The 17,644-nt window shown below is 73.2% G+C and carries 7 protein-coding genes; all 7 read left to right on the top strand.

The features are described from left to right. Positions 1–152 precede the first annotated feature (152 nt). The 7 genes from AB0C27_RS50500 to AB0C27_RS50470 are packed head-to-tail and all read left to right on the top strand — an operon-like array spanning position 153 to position 17,570. Positions 153–776 (top strand): DUF1326 domain-containing protein, encoded by a 624-nt coding sequence (locus tag AB0C27_RS50500; protein WP_357861496.1) that lies wholly within the window; start codon positions 153–155, stop codon positions 774–776. After that, positions 773–1,528 carry a DUF2182 domain-containing protein gene (locus tag AB0C27_RS50495; protein ID WP_357861494.1) on the top strand — a complete coding sequence of 252 codons (756 nt, stop codon included), beginning with the start codon at positions 773–775 and terminating at the stop codon, positions 1,526–1,528. Before AB0C27_RS50500 ends, AB0C27_RS50495 begins: the two co-directional genes overlap by 4 nt. Next, positions 1,528–3,855, top strand: coding sequence for a galactose oxidase early set domain-containing protein (locus AB0C27_RS50490; RefSeq protein WP_357861492.1), 2,328 nt, complete (start codon positions 1,528–1,530; stop codon positions 3,853–3,855). The genes AB0C27_RS50495 and AB0C27_RS50490 overlap by 1 nt, the downstream gene beginning before the upstream one ends. Beyond that, complete coding sequence (locus AB0C27_RS50485; RefSeq protein ID WP_357861490.1) at positions 3,848–7,270, top strand: DUF6603 domain-containing protein; 3,423 nt, start codon at positions 3,848–3,850, stop codon at positions 7,268–7,270. Before AB0C27_RS50490 ends, AB0C27_RS50485 begins: the two co-directional genes overlap by 8 nt. After that, positions 7,267–10,326: a hypothetical protein gene (locus tag AB0C27_RS50480; protein ID WP_357861488.1), complete on the top strand. Its 3,060-nt coding sequence runs from the start codon at positions 7,267–7,269 to the stop codon at positions 10,324–10,326. The genes AB0C27_RS50485 and AB0C27_RS50480 overlap by 4 nt, the downstream gene beginning before the upstream one ends. Beyond that, positions 10,319–15,757 carry a hypothetical protein gene (locus AB0C27_RS50475; protein WP_357861486.1) on the top strand — a complete coding sequence of 1,813 codons (5,439 nt, stop codon included), beginning with the start codon at positions 10,319–10,321 and terminating at the stop codon, positions 15,755–15,757. Before AB0C27_RS50480 ends, AB0C27_RS50475 begins: the two co-directional genes overlap by 8 nt. Beyond that, positions 15,750–17,570, top strand: a complete 1,821-nt coding sequence (locus AB0C27_RS50470) for a hypothetical protein (protein ID WP_357861484.1) — start codon at positions 15,750–15,752, stop codon at positions 17,568–17,570. The genes AB0C27_RS50475 and AB0C27_RS50470 overlap by 8 nt, the downstream gene beginning before the upstream one ends. Positions 17,571–17,644 lie beyond the last annotated feature (74 nt).

The raw sequence follows: 17,644 nt of genomic DNA, 5'->3' as shown, positions 1-17,644 counted from the left end.
CGCGAGGGAGCGGCGTCGAGGACATTGACTGCACGGTAGGTCAGGCGGGCGCGGACACCCCGGGGGCGGCTGAGGCGTCTCCTGGCCGGGCGTGCGGTGAGGCGCGGTTCCGGCCGGGCTTCTCGGCTCCGACGGGGTGAGGTGAACCGCCCATGGGCTTGCCCGCCTACCGGCTGGACGGCCGGTTCTTCGAGCTCTGCGACTGCTACACGATCTGCCCGTGCTGGGTCGGGCGGGAACCTGACGACGGCCGGTGCACGGGGGCATTCTGCTGGTCGGTCGAGACCGGGACGATCGGCGGCGTCGACGTGTCGGGATTGTCGGTGGTCAGCGTCTCCTTCCACTCCGGCCACCGCGACAGCGGCGGCCAGGAGGTCACCGTCTTCATCGACGAGGGCGCCGACGACGCTCAGTTCACCGCGCTCGCCTCGGCGTTCACCGGCGGGTACGGCGGCCCGCTCGGCGAGCTCGGCCGGCTGATGGGCGTGCTGCGCTCGGCCAGCCGCGCCCCGATCAGCATGACCACCGAGGACGACCACCTGTCGGTCATCGTCGGCCGGATGGTCAGGGGCGCCGGGTCGGTCATCCGGGGCGGCGACGGCGAGATCACGGAGCTGCGCAGCGGGAAACTGAGCGAGGTGCTCGGCCCGCGCGCCGAGGTCGGCAACACCTCGGCCTTCCGCATCGACCTCGGCGGCCAGGCCGGATCCGTGCAGGTGGCCGGCCGCGCGGCGATGCGTGGACCGTTCCGCTACGAGAGCAGGGACGCGTCGTGAGCGCGGCGGCGGGCGCACGCGCCACGGTCGCCGTCGGCGCCGTCACGGCGGTCGCCGCGATCGGGCTGCTGGCGTGGCAGCTCTCGCCGGGCCGCTCGCATCTCGGCCATGACCTGGGCGGGGGCTGGCCGGCGGCCGGCTGGTTCACCGCCTCCTGGTTGCTGATGACGGTCGCGACCATGCTGCCCACCTCGCTTCCGCTGCTCCGGGCGTTCGCCGGGATGCTCGGCGAGCGGCGGGACGCCGGCCTGCTGGTGGTCACCGTGGTCGGCGGCTACCTGGCCGTGTGGACGGTCGCCGGGCTGGCGCTGGCGGCGGTCGACGGCGGCGTGCGCGCGCTGATCGGCCGCACGCCGTACGCGTGGGTCGTGCTGCCCCTGACCCTGCTGGCCGCCGGGCTGTATCAACTCTCCGGCACGGCGGCGCGGTGCCTGACGGCCTGCCGCTCGCCGTTCGGGATCATCGCCAGGCGCTGGTCCGGATGGCGGCCGGCGGGGGTGGACGCGGCCCTGGTCGGCGTGGACCACGGGCTCTTCTGCCTGGGCTGCTGCGCGGCGCTGATGACGGTGATGTTCGCCGCCGGGATGTCCAGGCCGCTGCTGATGATCGCCCTAGGCGGCGTGGCCGCGCTGCACAAGCACGCGCCGTGGGGCGCCGTGCTGGCCAGGCTCACCGGCGTCGCCCTGGTCGCCGCCGCGGTCCTGGCCGGCGCCGCCCACCTCACCGCGGGCGCGGGACACGGGGGGCACTGATGCCGGCCGACACCGACGGTTCCTGGCAGGCGCCCAAGCCCGTGCCGTTCAAGCCGGGCGAGGTGCTGCGCGACAAGAGCGGCGCCAACCCGGTGCCCGACGAGCGCGGCCTGTTCGTCATCCACGCGGTGCACCTGCACACGGGCAAGGTGCTGTGGTTCTGCGGGCACGCCGAGACCCTCGACTACGCGCTCGTCGCGTACGTGTTCGACCCGCGCAACCCGGCAGCGGCACCGGTGCGCAAGCCGTTCCCCAACGGCGCGGACCTGTTCTGCTGCTTCTGCGTCCAGCTCCGCGACGGAAAGATCCTGGTCGTCGGCGGCTCGCAACTCGACCACCTGGCGGGCGCGGTCTACAACCCGAACACCGACTACCGCGGCAGCGCCGGATCTTCCACGATCATCGTCTTCGACCCGCGCAAGGAGGTGTGGGAGAAGCCCGATCCGAAACGGAAACTGCTCCAGGGCCGCTGGTATCCGACCGCGGTCGCGCTCGGCGACGGCAGCGTGGTCGTCGTCTCGGGCCGCCGCGAGCTGGCCATCTTCGCCGGCCCCGACAAGTGGCCGGACCCCCAGCTGACCGAATGGGTGACCAACCACGGCATCGCCGACGTCGTCGAGCATCTCAGGCCGCCGAAGTACGTGCCGGAGAAGGTCACCGGCGCCAATCGCCCGATCCCCATCTATCCGGGCATCCACCTCGCCCCCGACGACCGGCTCTACACCACCCACACCACCTGGGGCCAGGAGATCGACGAGCCGCCGACGCTCTCGCTGACCGTCCAGCCGCCGCCCTCGGGCGCGCCGAAGGGCACGACCGCCACCGGCACCTGGACCTCGTACGTGCTCCCGACCGCGACGGCCAAGCAGCCCCAGCGGGAAGAAGGAATGAGCGTGATGCTGCCGGTGCTGCTCGACCCGGTCACCAAGGCCCGCGACCCGAACACGGTCGGCAGGTTCCTGGTCGTGGGCGGCGGGTTCGCGGTCGACTCCGCGGGCGTGTCGCTCGTCCGCAAACCGATCATCGCGGGGCCGCCGTGGACGATCACGGTCGTGGCGAGAGGGACGGCGGCCTTCCACCATCACGACATCCCCGCCCCGGAGCCGGTGGAGATCCTCGACACCAGCCTGACCGGCGCGCCGCGCTGGACGGCCGTGCCCGGCCTCAACCACCGGCGCATCAACAGCCACTGCGTGCTGCTGCCGGACGCCACGGTGCTCATCCTCGGCGGCCATGACTCCTACAAGTGGAACGGCAGCGGGCGTAGTCCGCTGGCCGCGGCGAAGAGCGTGCCGGTCACCCAGCCGGCCCTCGAAGCGGTGATCTACACACCCGGCGGAGGATTCCACGTCGGTGCGCCGCTGGCCCATCCGCGCATGTACCACTCCATCGCGATGCTGCTTGCCGACGGCTCCGTGATCGTCGCGGGCGGCGCCGACCCCAACGAGCACGAGCCCTCGCTGGCCTTCCCGCCCAGCTTCAACGGGCGCACCTATCTAGGCACGTCCCGCCTGCTGGCGGCCGCCGCCGGCGCCACCACGCTCGTCCTGGACATCCGCCCGTCGGTCTATCTCGCGCCCTTCGCCACGATGCCGGCCGGCACCACCGTGGTCATCGACCGCGGACCGAGCGAGATCAGGACCACCCTGGCCGCACAGCGGACGGGCGTGCCGGGCTTCTCGGGCTTCTTCCTCCTGGACATCGCCACCCCTCTCCCGCGCGCCATCCTGCTCGGGACCCGCGTGGACTTCGAGCCGGCGACGGGCAGCACCACGATCCCCCGGGTCGAGGAGTGGCTGGAGGACACCACGGTCGTACCGGCGAGGGACGAGCACGTCGGGTACTCCATGGCGCTCAACCGCAAGGACTACGAGATCTACCAGCCGCCGTACTTCCACAAGGCAGGCACGCGTCCGGTGCTGCCGCCGCTGAAGCCCGGCGAGGTCCAGGTCAAGTACGGGTCGACGTTCAAGATAAGGACGCCCGACGCGGCCAGGATCACCCGGGTGGCGATCATGCGGCCGGCCGCGGTGACCCATCACACCGACACCGAGCAGCGCTTCGTCGAGCTGCCGTTCACCGCCGGGACCGGCACGCTGTCGATCACGATGGTGCCCGGTACCGACAGCTCGCTGGTGCCGCCCGGCTACTACATGTTGTGGATTCTGGACGGGGCGCTGCCGTGCGTCGAGGCCCGCTTCATCCAGGTCACCGGCGCGCCTGCGCTGCGCTCGCCGGTGGTGCCCGTCGAGGTGGCGCCACCGCCCGTCGTGCCACCGCCGGCACCGCCGCCCGGCCCGTCGGAGGAAGGGGGCCGCCATGGCTGAGCCCGGCACGCTGGAACGCCTGGCGCTGATGCTCGGCTCGGCCCTCGCCGACCTGGGCGCGGAGTTCGCCGACGACCCGATGGCCGTACTCACCGACCTCGGCCTGCAACTCCCGCCCCCACTGGTGTCGCCGGCGCTGCGCAGCGCGCTCGGCTCCTGCGCCTCGTCGGCGCAGGAGCTGCCCGGCCTGGTCGGCGAGCTGGCCGAGGCGATCGAGGCGGACGCCGGCGCACTGGAGCTGGCCGCCAAGGCGAGCCCGCTGGTCGCCGAGCTGGTGAGCGTGATCCGCTCGTTCGACACGATCGCCGGCGAGGTCGGCGGCCTCGACCTCGGCACCATCCCCGGAGCGCTGGAAGAGTTCGCCGCCGCGCTGCCCAGGCGAATGCTGGACCGGGTCGTCTTCCGCCACCTGGCCGACAACCAGCCGATCGTCGCCGGCGTGCTCACCGCGCTCGGCGTGCTGGGCACCACGGCGATCAACGTCGGCTCCACGGACCCGGCGCTGCCCGAGACGACCGTCCAGTACGTCGACTTCGCCCGGATCGGCCAGTTCCTCTCCTCGCCCGAGACGGCGTTCACCTCACTCTTCGGCTGGGGCACCCCGCAGTTCGACGGCGCCCTGCTCATCGACCTGCTGTACGAGCTGCTCACCTTCCTCGGCGTCCCGGTGGCCTCGGGCGTCGACCCCGGGCCTCCCGAGCGGCCGTTCATCGAGTTCTTCCTGGCGGCGCTCATCCCCACCGACCCCACCGTGACACCGCCCGGCCTCGACCTGATCGTCAAGCTGGGCCTGGCCGACGGCCTCGACCTCACGACACCGGTCGGCGGCGGATTCCTGGCCGGCTTCGGCGTCTCCGGGGCGATCTCGGCCGCCACCGGCATCCGCATCCAGCCGCCCGCCACCCTCTCGGTGATCCCGCCCGAGGGCACGGTCCAGGGCACCCTCTCCGCCGGGCTGGACAAGGTGCCCGCGCCGGACCAGGACGCGGTGATCCTGCTCGGCGTGGCCGGCGGCACCCAGCTCAGCGCCAGGCGGATCAGGATCCGCCTGACCACCTCCTTCGCCTGGGACGTCGTCGCCGGTCAGGCCACCGGCGACTTCGGCATCGAGGGCGCCGTCGAAGGCGGCCGGCTGGTCATCTCGCTGGCCGGCGCCGACGGGTTCATCGGCAGCGTCATGGCCGGCTTCGCGCTGGAGGCCCAGTTCGACCTGGGCCTCGGCTGGCGGGCCGGCTCCGGCGTCTTCTTCACCGGCAGCGGCGGGCTCGACGTGCAGATCCCGTCGCACATCCAGCTCGGCCCCGTCGAGATCGACAATCTCACGGTACGGGCCGGCATCGAGGACGGCGGCTTCCCGATCGCGCTCATGGCCACGATCAAGGCCGCGCTCGGGCCGCTGCGGGCCGTCGTCGAGGACATCGGGGCCGAAGCCCTGCTCGGCCTGCCGCCGGGCGGCGACGGCAACCTGGGCCCGTTCGACCTCGACTTCCGTTTCAAGCCGCCCACCGGCGTCGGCCTCTCGCTCGACGTCGCCGTCGTCAAGGGCGGCGGCTACCTGTTCATCGACACCGAGCGGGGCGAGTACGCCGGCGCCCTGGAACTGGTGATCGCCGACTTCCTCACGGTGGCGGCGATCGGGCTGATCACCACCCGCAACCCGGACGGCTCGCCCGGGTTCTCGATGCTGATCGTCATCACCGCCGAGTTCCCCGGCGGGATCCAGCTCGGCTTCGGCTTCGTGCTGCTCGGCGTCGGCGGGCTGCTCGGCGTCAACCGGACGATGAACCTGCCCGCCCTGATGGAGGGCGTACGCAGCGGCGCGGTGGAGTCGGTGATGTTCCCGCGCGACGTCGTGGCCAACGCACCCCGGATCCTCAGCGACCTGCGCGCCTTCTTCCCCGCCAAGCAGGGCACGTTCCTCGTCGGCCCGATGGTCAAGATCGGCTGGGGCACGCCCGCGCTGATCACGGCCTCGGTCGGTGTGATCATCGAGATCCCCGGCAACATCGCCATCGTCGGCGTGCTCAAGGTCGTGCTGCCCACCGAGGACGCGCCGCTGATCAAGCTGCAGGTCAACTTCGCCGGCGCGATCGAGTTCGACCGCAAGCGGCTGTACTTCTTCGCCTCGCTGTTCGACTCCCGGATCGTCTTCCTGACCATCACAGGGGAGATGGGCCTGCTGGTGGCCTGGGGCGACGAGCCGGAGTTCGTGGTCAGCGTGGGCGGCTTCCACCCCGCCTTCGAGCCGCCGCCGCTGCCGTTCCCCGTGCCCCGGCGGATCACGGTCAGCATCCTCGACGAGGACTGGGGCCGGATCCGCATCACCAACTACTTCGCCGTCACCAGCAACACCGCGCAGTTCGGCGCTTCGGCCGAGCTGTACTTCGGCTTCAGCGGGATCAGCGTCCAGGGACACATCGGCTTCGACGCGCTGTTCAGGTTCTCGCCGTTCTACTTCATCGTCGAGATCTCCGCGTCGGTGTCGCTGAAGGTGTTCGGCGTCGGCGTCTTCAGCATCCACCTGCAGTTCGCGCTGGAGGGAACCTCGCCGTGGCGGGCCCACGGCCGGGGCTCGATCTCGTTCTTCTTCTTCGACGTGTCCGTCGACTTCGACGAGACCTGGGGCGAGCCCAGGCACACCGAGCTCGATCCGGTGAGCGTGCTCCCGCTGCTGCGTGCCGAGCTGGACAAGCCCGAATCGTGGCGGGCGTTCCCGCCGCCGGGCAGTCACCTGTTCGTGTCGCTGCGCGGCCTGCCCGACTCCGGGCCCGCCGCGCTGGTGCTGCACCCGGTCGGCACCCTGGAGGTACGCCAGCGCGCCGTACCGCTGGACCTGACGATCGCCAAGGTCGGCGCCAACCGGGCCGGTGACGCGACCCGCTTCACGCTTACCGTGCAGGGCACCGGGCTGCGCAAGGGCGCCGACGTCACCGAGCCGTTCGCCCTCGCGCAGTTCCTGGAGCTGGACGACGCCGCCAAGCTGTCGCAGCCGTCGTTCGAGCGCCAGCACGCGGGGATGGAGCTGGTGCCGGACGGCGCCGGCACGCGATCCGCGCGGATGACCCGGCGGGTCGTCCGGTTCGAGGAGATCGTCATCGACGATCAGTTCCGGCGGCGGTTGCGGCGCTTCCGGCCCATCGCCCGCGAGTTCTTCACCCACCTGGTCACCGGCGCCAGCGTCGCCGGCTCGCCGGTCTCCGCCGCCGCCGGGCGGCTGCTCGACCCGCACCAGGACGCGGTGGCGGTCGCCGACACCGGCTTCGTCGTCGCCTCCACCGTCGACAACCGTCCCACGACCCAGGTCTTCGCCAGCCAGGCGGCAGCGCGGGAACACGTCGACGGGATGATCGCCGACGACCCCAACCAGGCCGGCCGGATCCACGTGATCCCCGCGTACGAGGCGGTCACGACATGACCGACATAGGCACCTACTCGTTCCTGCCGTGGCTGCGGCGGGGGATCGCCAACCTGATCACCACCGCGCCCGGCGGCGCGCCCCGGGCGAGCATCGGCGTCGACCTGAAGATCACCGGCGCCACGGCCGGCGGCGGCACGATCTCGGCGCCGGTGCACCGCGACGTCCAGCTCTACGGGCCTGGCGACGTGATCGGCCTGGACCCGCGGTCGATCGTACGCACCGAACCGCGTCCCGGGATCACCGACTTCGAGCCCAACTACCTGCCGTTCGTCGAGTTCTACGACGAGGACCTGCCCTGGCGCTACACCCCCGCGCCGCCCGACGGGGCCCTCCGGCTGCCGCCCTGGCTGACGCTGGTCGTGCTGACCGAGGAGGAGATGAGCGACGGCGCCGTCGCGGGCAAACCGCTGCCGTTCGTCATCGTCGGGGATCCCGGCGCGTTCCCGGCCGCGGACCAGCTGTGGGCGTGGGCACACGTGCACGTCAACCGAGGGCTGGACACGGCCGGCGAGGTGATCTCCGACGACCTGGGCCAGGTGCTGCCGCGCTTCGATGCGGCGATCGCGGCGAACCCGGACGCCGGCCTGTCGCGGCTGCTCTCCCCGCGCAGACTGAGCCCCGACACCGTCTACCACGCCTTCGTCATGCCGTCCTTCGAGAGCGGCCGGCTGGCCGGGCTCGGGCTCGACCCCGACGCGACCCCGGCGGCCACGCATCCGGCCTGGGCCCCCTACGCCGACCGGGCCGAGCCCGCGCACTACTGCTACTACCACCGCTGGCGGTTCAGGACCGGGACGGCCGGCGACTTCGAGTACCTGGTGCGCCGGCTCAAGCCACGCCGGATGGACCCGCGCGTGGGCAGGCGCGACCTGGACGCCCGCGCCCCGCTGCCCGGCCTGCCCGGCATCGACGTGCCCGGGCTCGGCGGCGTGCTGCGCCTCGGCGGAGCGCTGCGCATTCCGCTGATCAACCTGGACGAGCCGGCCCGGCAGGAGGTCGAGCGGTACGAGAACTGGGACACGCCGTTCCCGCACCCGTTCCAGACGGCGCTGGCCGATCTGATCGAGCTGAGCGAGGACTACGCGAACGGCAACGCGGCCGACCCCGATCCGGTGATCACCCCGCCGCTGTACGGGCGCTGGCACGCCAGGACCAGCCGGCTGCTGGAGGCGTCGGAGCCGCAGCTGCACGGCAACTGGGTGCACGAGCTCAACCTCGACCCGCGCTTCCGCGTCGCGGCCGGGTTCGGCACCTCGATCGTGCAGGACAACCAGGAGATCTACATGACCGCCGCCTGGGAGCAGATCGGCGCGGTGCTGGCGGCCAACAGGCGGATCCGTCTCGGGCAGCTCACCAGGGAGGTGGCCGGCAGCCTGTACCGCCGCCATCTGGCCGCGCAGGTGGCCGCCGACCCCGGCAGGGTGCTGGAGCTCACCGCGCCCGTGCACGCGCGCATCGTCCGTGGCGGCGTGACCGTGGCGCACGGCCTGCGCTCGAGCCGGGTCGCCTCCGGCCCGCTCACGGCGGCGATGCGCCGGATCAACCGGCCCGGCTCGACCGTGGTGCGGGCGCTGACCAGGAGTGGCAGGCCGCCTCGGCGCCTGCTGGCCGCCGTCGCCGCAGGCCGGGCCACCGCGGCCAGGCCGAAACAGGCACCGGCCGGCGTGCCCGCCTCCGAGGTGGTGGTGAAGGATCTCCGCCGCTACGAGGGCCGGATCTCCTTCTGGCTGGCCCGCGACGACCGCAAGCCCGAGCTGGTCGCCGAGCTGCCGCGTTACGACCGTTTCGAGCTGATCGACCCGGGCAGGGACCTCCCGGTCCTGGAGCCGACGCGGGACGACGGCAGGGTCGCGATCCGCTACAAGTCCGGCATCCGGGGCACCGCCGAGCTGATCCGCGCTTCGGCCGAGGCCGGGGCGGAGGCGGAGCGGCCGGGCGTCGCCGTGCCCGATCTGGCCGAGGCGACGCTGGAGCTGCTCGACCCGGAGGTGACCGTGCCGCGCCGGGTGCTGGCCGGGTTGACGGTCCCCGAGCGGCTGCGGCCGGTCGTCGCCGCCTTCCGCGAGGTCATGGCCTATCCGGAGATCGACGTGCCGATGTACCGGCCGCTGGCCGACAAGTCGTCGGAGCTGTTCCTGCCCAACCTGGCCCTCATCCCGCCGGACAGCATCAGCCTGCTGGAGACCGACCAGCGCTTCATCGAGGCGTACCTGGTGGGACTCAACCACGAGATGGCCCGCGAGCTGCTCTGGCGCGAGTATCCGACCGACCGGCAGGGCAGCTACTTCCGGCAGTTCTGGGACCCGGCGAACCAGCTTCCCGTGGCGGGCGAGAGCGCCGCGCAGCGCCGGGAGCGGCTGCGCGACATCCCGCCGCTGCACCAGTGGGCGCTCGGCTCGGCCCTGGGCACGCACGATCATCGTGAGCTGGGCGGGCCGGAGGACGAGGTGGTCCTGGTGATACGCGGGGAGCTGCTCAAGCGCTATCCCACGGCGGTGATCTACGCGCAACGGGCCAAGTGGCGGCGTACCCCGGACGGCGCCATCGATCCGAGCGCCGAACGCGAGCTCGACGACCTCACCCCGCAGGAGGCGGCGAACCCGCCGCGAAGCAAGCTGCGCATGCCGCTGTTCGGCGCCAAGGTCGAGCCCGACATCACCTTCCTCGGCTTCGACCTCACCGCCGCGGCGGCGCGCGGCGAGGACCCCGTGTCTCCCGACGCCGACCCTGGCTGGTTCTTCGTCCTGCGCGAGCGGCCTGGCGACCCGCGCTTCGGCCTCGACCTCGCCCGGGATGGCGAGCTCAACGTCTGGAACGACCTGGCCTGGGACGACGTCGCGGCCGGCGCGCCGTTCATCCCGGTCGGGCCGGGCGCACCGGTGCACCACCTGACCGAGCCGGCCGGGGCCGCGATTGAGAAGCACGAGCAGTGGGCCGAGGACCGCTTCCTGCACTGGGGCCCGGATCTGCACGCCTCCGAGGTCGCCTACATCCTCTACCAGGCACCGGTCCTCGTGGCCGTACACGCGGGGGAGCTGCTCGGACATGACTGACCCGCGCTCCGCCCACCGCCGCGTCCGCGAGCGCGCGCGGGAGGCCGACGACCTGCGCGCCGCCATCGCCGCGGCCGACGCCAGGCTGACCCGTCTGCGGCGGGCCCGCGACGCCGAGGTCAGGCACGTGGGCCGGCCCTCGTCCGAACCCGGCAAAGGGGTGGCGGCGGCCACGGCCGCGCTGGCCGACCTGCGCGAGAAGCTGCGCCTGGCCGAAGACGGACTGGCCGGCGAGCTGCGCGGCTTCGCGGACGTGTCCGACCCGCGCAAGGCCGTCGCCGAGCTGGACGGCCACACCCCGATCCTGCTGCTGCCGCTGCGCATCGAGACCCGCTTCACCCCCAAGGAACTGTGGGTGCGCTGCTACCCGGACCAATGGGCGGTCGACGGGTTCGAAGAGCGGCTCAGCGACACCGAAGTGGCCAACGCGACCAGGTTCTGGGCGTCGATCTTCCGCGCCGGAGGCGACGAGGGCCTGCGCCGGGCCGCCTGGCGGACCCTCGTCGGCGCGTGCGGCAGCGGCCGGGCCGGCTGGATCATCGGCGGGTTCGCCCCGCTCGACCCGTCCGCAGAACCGGTCAGGACCGGCCCGGACGAGGTCATCCTGGTGGTCGCGGGCGCCTTGGGACTGAGCGCGGCGGAACGTACCGCCCTCGCGCTGTACTGGGAACGGGTGTGGCGCGCGGGCGGCGACCCCGACGGGGCCTTCGCCGCCGAGCTGCGCACCGCGATCGGCGCGGCCAGGGCCGAGACGCTGATCGCCGTGCCGCCGCACGCGTTCGACGAGCGGCCAGAGGGTGTGGATCCCGAGCAGGCCCAGGTCACGATCGCCTTCTGCGAGCTGCCCGCGCTCGGCGAGGACGACACCAAACCGTCCGCCTGGACCCGGCCGGCCAGGGCCGGCCTGCTTCCCGACCGGATCGTGCTGATCGGGATCAACGCCGGGAAACAGGTACTCGAATTCGCCGGCGAGCAGATCCCGCCGTCGCTGATGGTCGGCCCCGATCCGGCGGCCAGGCCGGGCGAGCAGTTCCGGATCGAGAACGGCGAGCTGGTCGTGCCGGACGCCCTCACCTGGATGGTCGACTTCGACGCCGCGGTCAAGGTCGGCATGGGGATGCGCGTCCCGCTGAAGCCGGGCATGGAGGCCGGGTTCGACCGGCTCTACGCGATCGGGCTCAGGACGGGCGCCACCCCTGAAGAAGACCAGGCGGAGCTGGAGAACCTGCTCACCCACCACCATCGCGGCCGATCCGGGATGTCGATCCTCGCCCAGGGCACGCCGACGAACAACACCGAGGGCGTGCCGTCCGGCCTCAGCCGGCTCGACGACCCCGACCTCAGCTACGACCGCTACCTCGGTGCCGGGACGCCGCCGGCGAACGAGCCGCGCTGGGCCGCCAAGCAGGACGGGCAGTGGCTGGCCGAATGCCTCGGCGTGGACCCCGAGGTGTTCGCCGCGGTGGCCGGGGCCGACGGGAGCGACCAGGCGGAGTCGTACGCGATGAACGCCGCGCTGTGGCCGGCCACCTGGGGCTACTTCCTCGAGTCGATGATGCACCCGCTGTTCGACGACGACGCCGTGACCGGGACGAGGAACTTCTTCCTCGGGTACGTCAGCGGCCGCGGCCGGGTTCCCGCGCTGCGCCTGGGCCGCCAGCCGTACGGGATCGTGCCGGCCACGGCGTACGGCCGGCTCCGTTTCGGCACCGGTGACGAGCACGACCCGAAGTCGGCGCCGGACCTGCGGGTGCTGACCGTGCTCCAGGACCTGCTCGCCCAGGTCGGCGCGGACCTGGCCGAGCTCACCGACGCGGTGCCGCACGCGTACGGCGCGGGAGACCCGCACCAGACGCTGCTGGACATCGTGGCGCTGCACCCGGCGTCGGTCGAGTTCCACCAGCGCTACGCCGAGTCGATCACCGACCTGTTCAACCGGTTCCGCTTCGACAACCTGGGCCAGGAGTTCTTCACCATCTGGGAGGCGCTCGGCCAGCTGGCCGCCGGCCGTCAGCTGCTGGCCGGGCTCGGCTACCGGGGCAGCGCCACGCCGGACGTCCTGCACAAGTTCTTCCACTCAGCCCAGCACCGGCTGCGGGGGCCGGTCATCGACGACCGGCCGCCGGACGAGGAGGCGCGGGTCCGCGCCTACTGCGACGACGGGCGCAACTACCTGGCGTGGCTGGCCGAGGTCGGCCGCGCGTCGCTGGAGGACCTGCGGCAGGAGGCTGGGTTCTCCGGCGATCAGGAGCCGGCCGCGCTGCTCTACCTGCTGCTCCGCCACGCTGTGCTGCTGTGCTGGTGGGACGCGGCCGTCCGGCTCCGGGTGGAGGGCGGTCTGCTCTCACCAGCGGAGATGCTGGCGGCCCGGCGCGAGCCGCCGTTCGTGCACGTGTCCGACGCCCGGCGCACGGAGAGCCGCTGGGCCATGCTGTACGACGAGGCGCAGCCCGTCACCGGCCACCCGTCCCTCCCGCTGCACGAGGTCATCCCCGCGCTGCTCGGCAAGGCGGGCACAGAGCAGCTGATGGAGGTCACCGCCGCGATCAAGACGCTGTCCGACCTGCCGACCACCCGCCTCGAACGGCTCCTGGCCGAACATCTCGACTGCTGCAGCCACCGCCTCGACGCCTGGCGGCTCGGCCTGGCCACCCGCAGGCTGCTCGACCTGCGCGGCCTCGGCCCCTCTGACGGCCCCTCTGACGGCACTGCGGGCGGGCCTCCCGAGCTACGCCGCGGCATCCACGCCGGCGTCTACGGGTGGCTGCTCGACGTACGTCCCGAACGCCGCCCGCTCGAACCGGTGACGCTGCCCGACGAGCTCAAGCCCGCGTTCGAGGCCGGCCCCAGGCTGATGCGCGACCACGCCAACGGCGGCTTCGTGCACGCGCCGTCGCTGAACCACGCCGCGACGGCGGCGATCCTGCGCAGCGGCTTCATGGCCAACGCCACCCCCGACCACCCGGACACGATGGCGCTCAACCTCAGCTCGGAACGCATGCGGCTGGCCACCTCCGTGCTCCAGGGGCTGCGGAACGGGCAGCCGCTGGGCGGCCTGCTCGGTTACCGGTTCGAGCGCGGGCTGCACGACCGGCACGGGCTGGCGGAGGTGGACGCGTTCATCCACCCGCTGCGGCTGGCGTTCCCGCTGACCGGAGACCAGGAGGGGCGATTGTGCGTCGACGGCCTCGACCTGGTCAGGCACGTGCGCGAGTCGGGCGACGCGCACTACCCGTTCGGCCGTACGGACCTGCCAGCCGCCGCACCGGCGCAGCGGCAGGCCATCGACCTGGAGGTGGAGCGGCTGCTCGACGTGCACGACGCGCTCGGCGACCTGGTGCTGGCCGAGGGCGTGCACCAGGCGGTGCTCGGCAACGCCGACCGGGCCGCGGCCACGCTGGACGCCGTCGCGCGTGGCGGGTTCCCGCCCGAGCCCGCCGTGCTGGAGACCCCGTCCGAGGGCGGCACGCTGACCCACCGGGTGGCGATCCAGCTGCGCGCCGGGCTCGACCATCACGCCTCCCCGGTGGACGGGATCGCGATGACGCCGCGGGCGATGGCGGAGCCGGGCGTCAACGAACTGCTCGCCGCGATGTTGCCCGCCCCGGCCGACGTGGTGGTCCTGGTCCGCTGGCCCGGCGGGGAGCTGCCGGTCAGCCAGGCGGACCTCGGGCTGCAGCCGATCGACCTGCTCCATCTGCTCCGACTGGAGTCGCAGGCGGCGCTCGGCGAGCTGGACGAGCGGATCCTGCGGTACGCGGCCGCCGAGGCGGGGCTGCGGCCCGACGTCACGCCGGCCGTGCATCTCACCGAGCGGGTGCCGGGGAAGGTGACGTTCTTCGAGCTCGCCCCGCTGGTGGGCCACCTGCGTACGGTGGTGACCGCCGGCCGGCCGCTGCGCGCCACCGACGTGCTGCGCGCCGGCGAGGCACGCGCCACTGCGGACGCCCTCGTGCACGCCGACCGGAGCCGGGTCGCCGACGTGGCGGCACGGCTGGAGGAACATCTCGGCGAGCTGGGAAGCCTCAGGAACGAGATCGAGACGGCGGTGGCCGACCCCGCGACCCTGCTCGCCTCCCTTGACGACCTGGCCGGCCGGGCCGGCGCCGCGCTGGTCGCCTCCGGCGCGTTCGGGCTGGCCGGCGGGGGAGCGGCCAGGCTCGCGGCCGCCGGGGCCGGGCTCTTCTCCGACCTCCTGGCCGCCGTGGCGAGCCTGGCCGAGCGCTGGCAGACCCGGCTGGCCCGCGCCGACGCCGCACTCGCCCGCGACAGCGCGCTGCCGTCGGTGGCCACGGACGCCGAGCGCGTCGCCGTGCTGCTCCTGGCCGACCGCGAGCTGCGCGGCACGCCGGTCACGCCGGTGCCGGCCGCCGCCACGCCGTTCCGTACGGCCATCGAGACGCAGCGGGCGGCCTTCGTGGCCAGGCTCGCCGGGTTCGAGGCGGTGGCCGGCGCGGCGACCGGGCTCACCGACGCGCTGGCGATGGTCACCGCGCTGCTGCCGGTGGAGGCGTTCGACGCCGAGCCGTTCCCGATCGGCGGGTTCGCCGACCGGGCGGTCGCCCTCGCCCGCGACGCCGCGCAGGCGCTCGGCTCCATGATCACCGAAGGGGAGTCGAGAAGCGCGGCCGCGGCCGGACACCTCGCCGCCCACGACGCCGCCCCGGCGGGCCGGCCTCGGGTCGAGGCGCTGGCGGCGGCGGTGACCGCGCTGCTCGGCCAGGACGCGGTGTTCGTGCCGGAGTTCGACGTTCCGGCAGCGCAGGGCGCCGAGTGGATGGCAGCCCTGACCTGGAGCGACTCGGGCGGGCTGCTGTCCGGGTTCCCTTCCCGCCCGTTCCCGGTGGGCGACTGGCTGCACGGGGTCGCCCGCGTCCGCGACCCGGTGCGCGCCTGGGAACAGGCGACCCTGCTCTCCGGCACCCTCGGGCGGCCGGTGGCCGAGCTCACGCCCGTCCAGTTCCCGCACACCGGCGAGCCCTGGCTGGCGCTGGAGTGGTCGCCGGGCACCCAGATCACCGGCGACCGGCTCCTCTACACCGCCCACTACCCGGCCGCGTTCGACCCGGGCGCGCCCCAGGCCGGGCTGCTCCTGGACGAATGGGTCGAAGTCGTGCCCGGCGAGACGGCGACCACCGGCATCGTGTTCCACCACGACAGCCCGAACTCCGAGCCGCCGCAGGCGATGCTGCTGGTCGTGCCGCCCGACGTGACGAAGGGCTGGCAGTGGGAGGACCTCGTCGCGGCGCTGGGCGACACCCTCGACCTGGCGCGGCAGCGGGCACTCGAACCGGCCGCCGTCGCCGGGACCGCCTACGCCGCCTTCCTGCCCGCCACGCTGTCCGAGGCGACCGTACGTGGCCTGGGCATCTCGGCCAACCTCGCCGTCAACAACGGCCTCTACCGGAGCCTGCGAGCCGACCATGCCTAACCCGCTGCTGATCCGTAACCTCCGGGCCGAGCTCGCCGAGCGTCAGCGGCCCTCGGTGACGATCTGGAACCGGATCGAGGGCCGGCCGCGCTCGCCCGACTTCCACCGGGCGCTGCGCGCCGAGATCCGCGACGGTCTGTGGATGCTGACCCGGCAGTGGCAGATGGGCGAGTTCCACGGTGAGGACGCGGGGTCGCCTGTGCTGGCCAAGGTGCAGGTGGGGCAGGCCGAGCTGGCGACGTTCCAGGCCCGCGACGGCAACCAGGTCGCCTACGACGGCACCCGGCCGCTGGAGACGGTGGCCGAGCGCCGCGCGCTCGATCACCTCGGCGCGGGCGGGCTGGGCGCCGTCGACCTGCGGATGATGCTCGGGCAGCGCTTCCTCAAGCTCATCCCGCCTGTCTACCGGCAGGCCTTCATCGAGCGGTACGCCTTCACCGCGCCCGACCCGGCCGCCGCGGACGACACCGAGCGGGTCGCCCACCTGGAGGTGTACGCGCTGCTCCAGTCGCTGGCCGGCCGGGCGATGGACGGCTACCTGCTCTACCTGCACCTGTCCGCGAGCCCTGCCAACACGCCGCTGACCGGCATCCCGGTCGCCGACGCCGACAAGCCCGCCGTCGTCGCCGCGGGCGTGTCGCTGGTCGCCTGGTTCGAGGCGATGTTCGAGCGTCCCGACTGGCAGCCGGCCTGGGACCCGGCGCACCTGGAGCACCGGTTCGCCGTCACCGCGCACGTCTCCGACAGCGCCAAACGGCTCGTCGCCGAGGAGTACCCGGGCGGCCGGCTGGACTGGACGGCCTTCTCCGTCGACCCGGCCGGCGGGCGCGGGCACGGCCCGCTCGCCGAACCGTCGGGCACGATCCCGACGGCGACCAGGTTCAGCGGGATGCCGGACAAGCGCTGGTGGGCGTTCGAGGACGGGCACACCAACCTCGGCGACGTCGCGGCCGACACCACCGACCTGCCCCGGCTGCTGTTCCTGGAGTTCGCGCTCGCCTACGGCAACGACTGGTTCACCATCCCGTACGAGCTGCCGGTCGGCACCCTGGCCACCGTGGCCGGGCTGGCCGTGACCAACGTGTTCGGCGAGCGGCTGTGGATCGAACCCGCCGGCCGGGGCGCCGACGACGACTGGCGGCGCTGGTCGATGTACACGCTCGACGTCGCGGGCACCGGCCACGAGCCGGCCGACACCTCGCTGTTCCTGCCACCGGTCCTGCCGCGCGCGGCCGACGGGCCGCCGCTGGAGGACGTCGTCTTCATGCGCGACGAACTGGCCAACCTGGTCTGGGCCGTCGAACGGGTCGTGCCGCTCGCCTCCGGGACGGGCAAGCCGGGATCGGCGGCGGCCGAGGAGACCCTGGCCCACCGGCGGCGGCTGGCCGGCCTGCCACCGGGCGGCCCGGTCACCGGTGACGCCACCGCGCCGATCTCCTACCGGGCCATGACCACGGTGCCGGAGAACTGGATCCCGTTCCTCGTCATGCACGTGCCGGGCGACGTGCGGGAGACGCAACTGCAGCGCGGGGCCATGGTGCGCACGATGGAGGGCGCGCCGCCAGGCCCCCGGGTCAGGCCGCGTACCACGCTGCTGCGGGCTGGGCTCGACCAGGCGCCGGCCGCGCCGTACTACGTGTTCGAGGAGGAGGTGCCGCGCGCCGGCACCCAGGTCTCGATGGCTTACCAGCGCACGCGGTGGCGCGACGGGCGGGTGCTGCTGTGGCTCGCCGCGACCCGTGCCACCGGCCGCGGCGAGGCGTCGAGCGGGCTGGCCTTCGACCAACTGCTCCCCACTCCGCCCGGATCGTAGATCCGGGTTGCTCAGACAGGTGGTGACCTTGGAAGCTCGTCCTCGACGACGTGTACGACCTTCCAGGAGCGCCC

It is taken from the genome of Nonomuraea sp. NPDC048882, assembly GCF_040649755.1.
Lineage (GTDB): Bacteria > Actinomycetota > Actinomycetes > Streptosporangiales > Streptosporangiaceae > Nonomuraea > Nonomuraea maheshkhaliensis.
This window is presented reverse-complemented; position numbering and strand designations above follow the sequence as displayed.

Excerpts from the sequence above, each read along its gene's own strand:
- AB0C27_RS50480 (WP_357861488.1), top strand. The coding sequence starts at position 7,267 with ATGACCGACATAGGCACCTACTCGTTCCTGCCGTGGCTGCGGCGGGGG.
- AB0C27_RS50485 (WP_357861490.1), top strand. The coding sequence starts at position 3,848 with ATGGCTGAGCCCGGCACGCTGGAACGCCTGGCGCTGATGCTCGGCTCG.
- AB0C27_RS50475 (WP_357861486.1), top strand. The coding sequence starts at position 10,319 with ATGACTGACCCGCGCTCCGCCCACCGCCGCGTCCGCGAGCGCGCGCGG.
- AB0C27_RS50470 (WP_357861484.1), top strand. The coding sequence starts at position 15,750 with ATGCCTAACCCGCTGCTGATCCGTAACCTCCGGGCCGAGCTCGCCGAG.
- AB0C27_RS50490 (WP_357861492.1), top strand. The coding sequence starts at position 1,528 with ATGCCGGCCGACACCGACGGTTCCTGGCAGGCGCCCAAGCCCGTGCCG.
- AB0C27_RS50500 (WP_357861496.1), top strand. The coding sequence starts at position 153 with ATGGGCTTGCCCGCCTACCGGCTGGACGGCCGGTTCTTCGAGCTCTGC.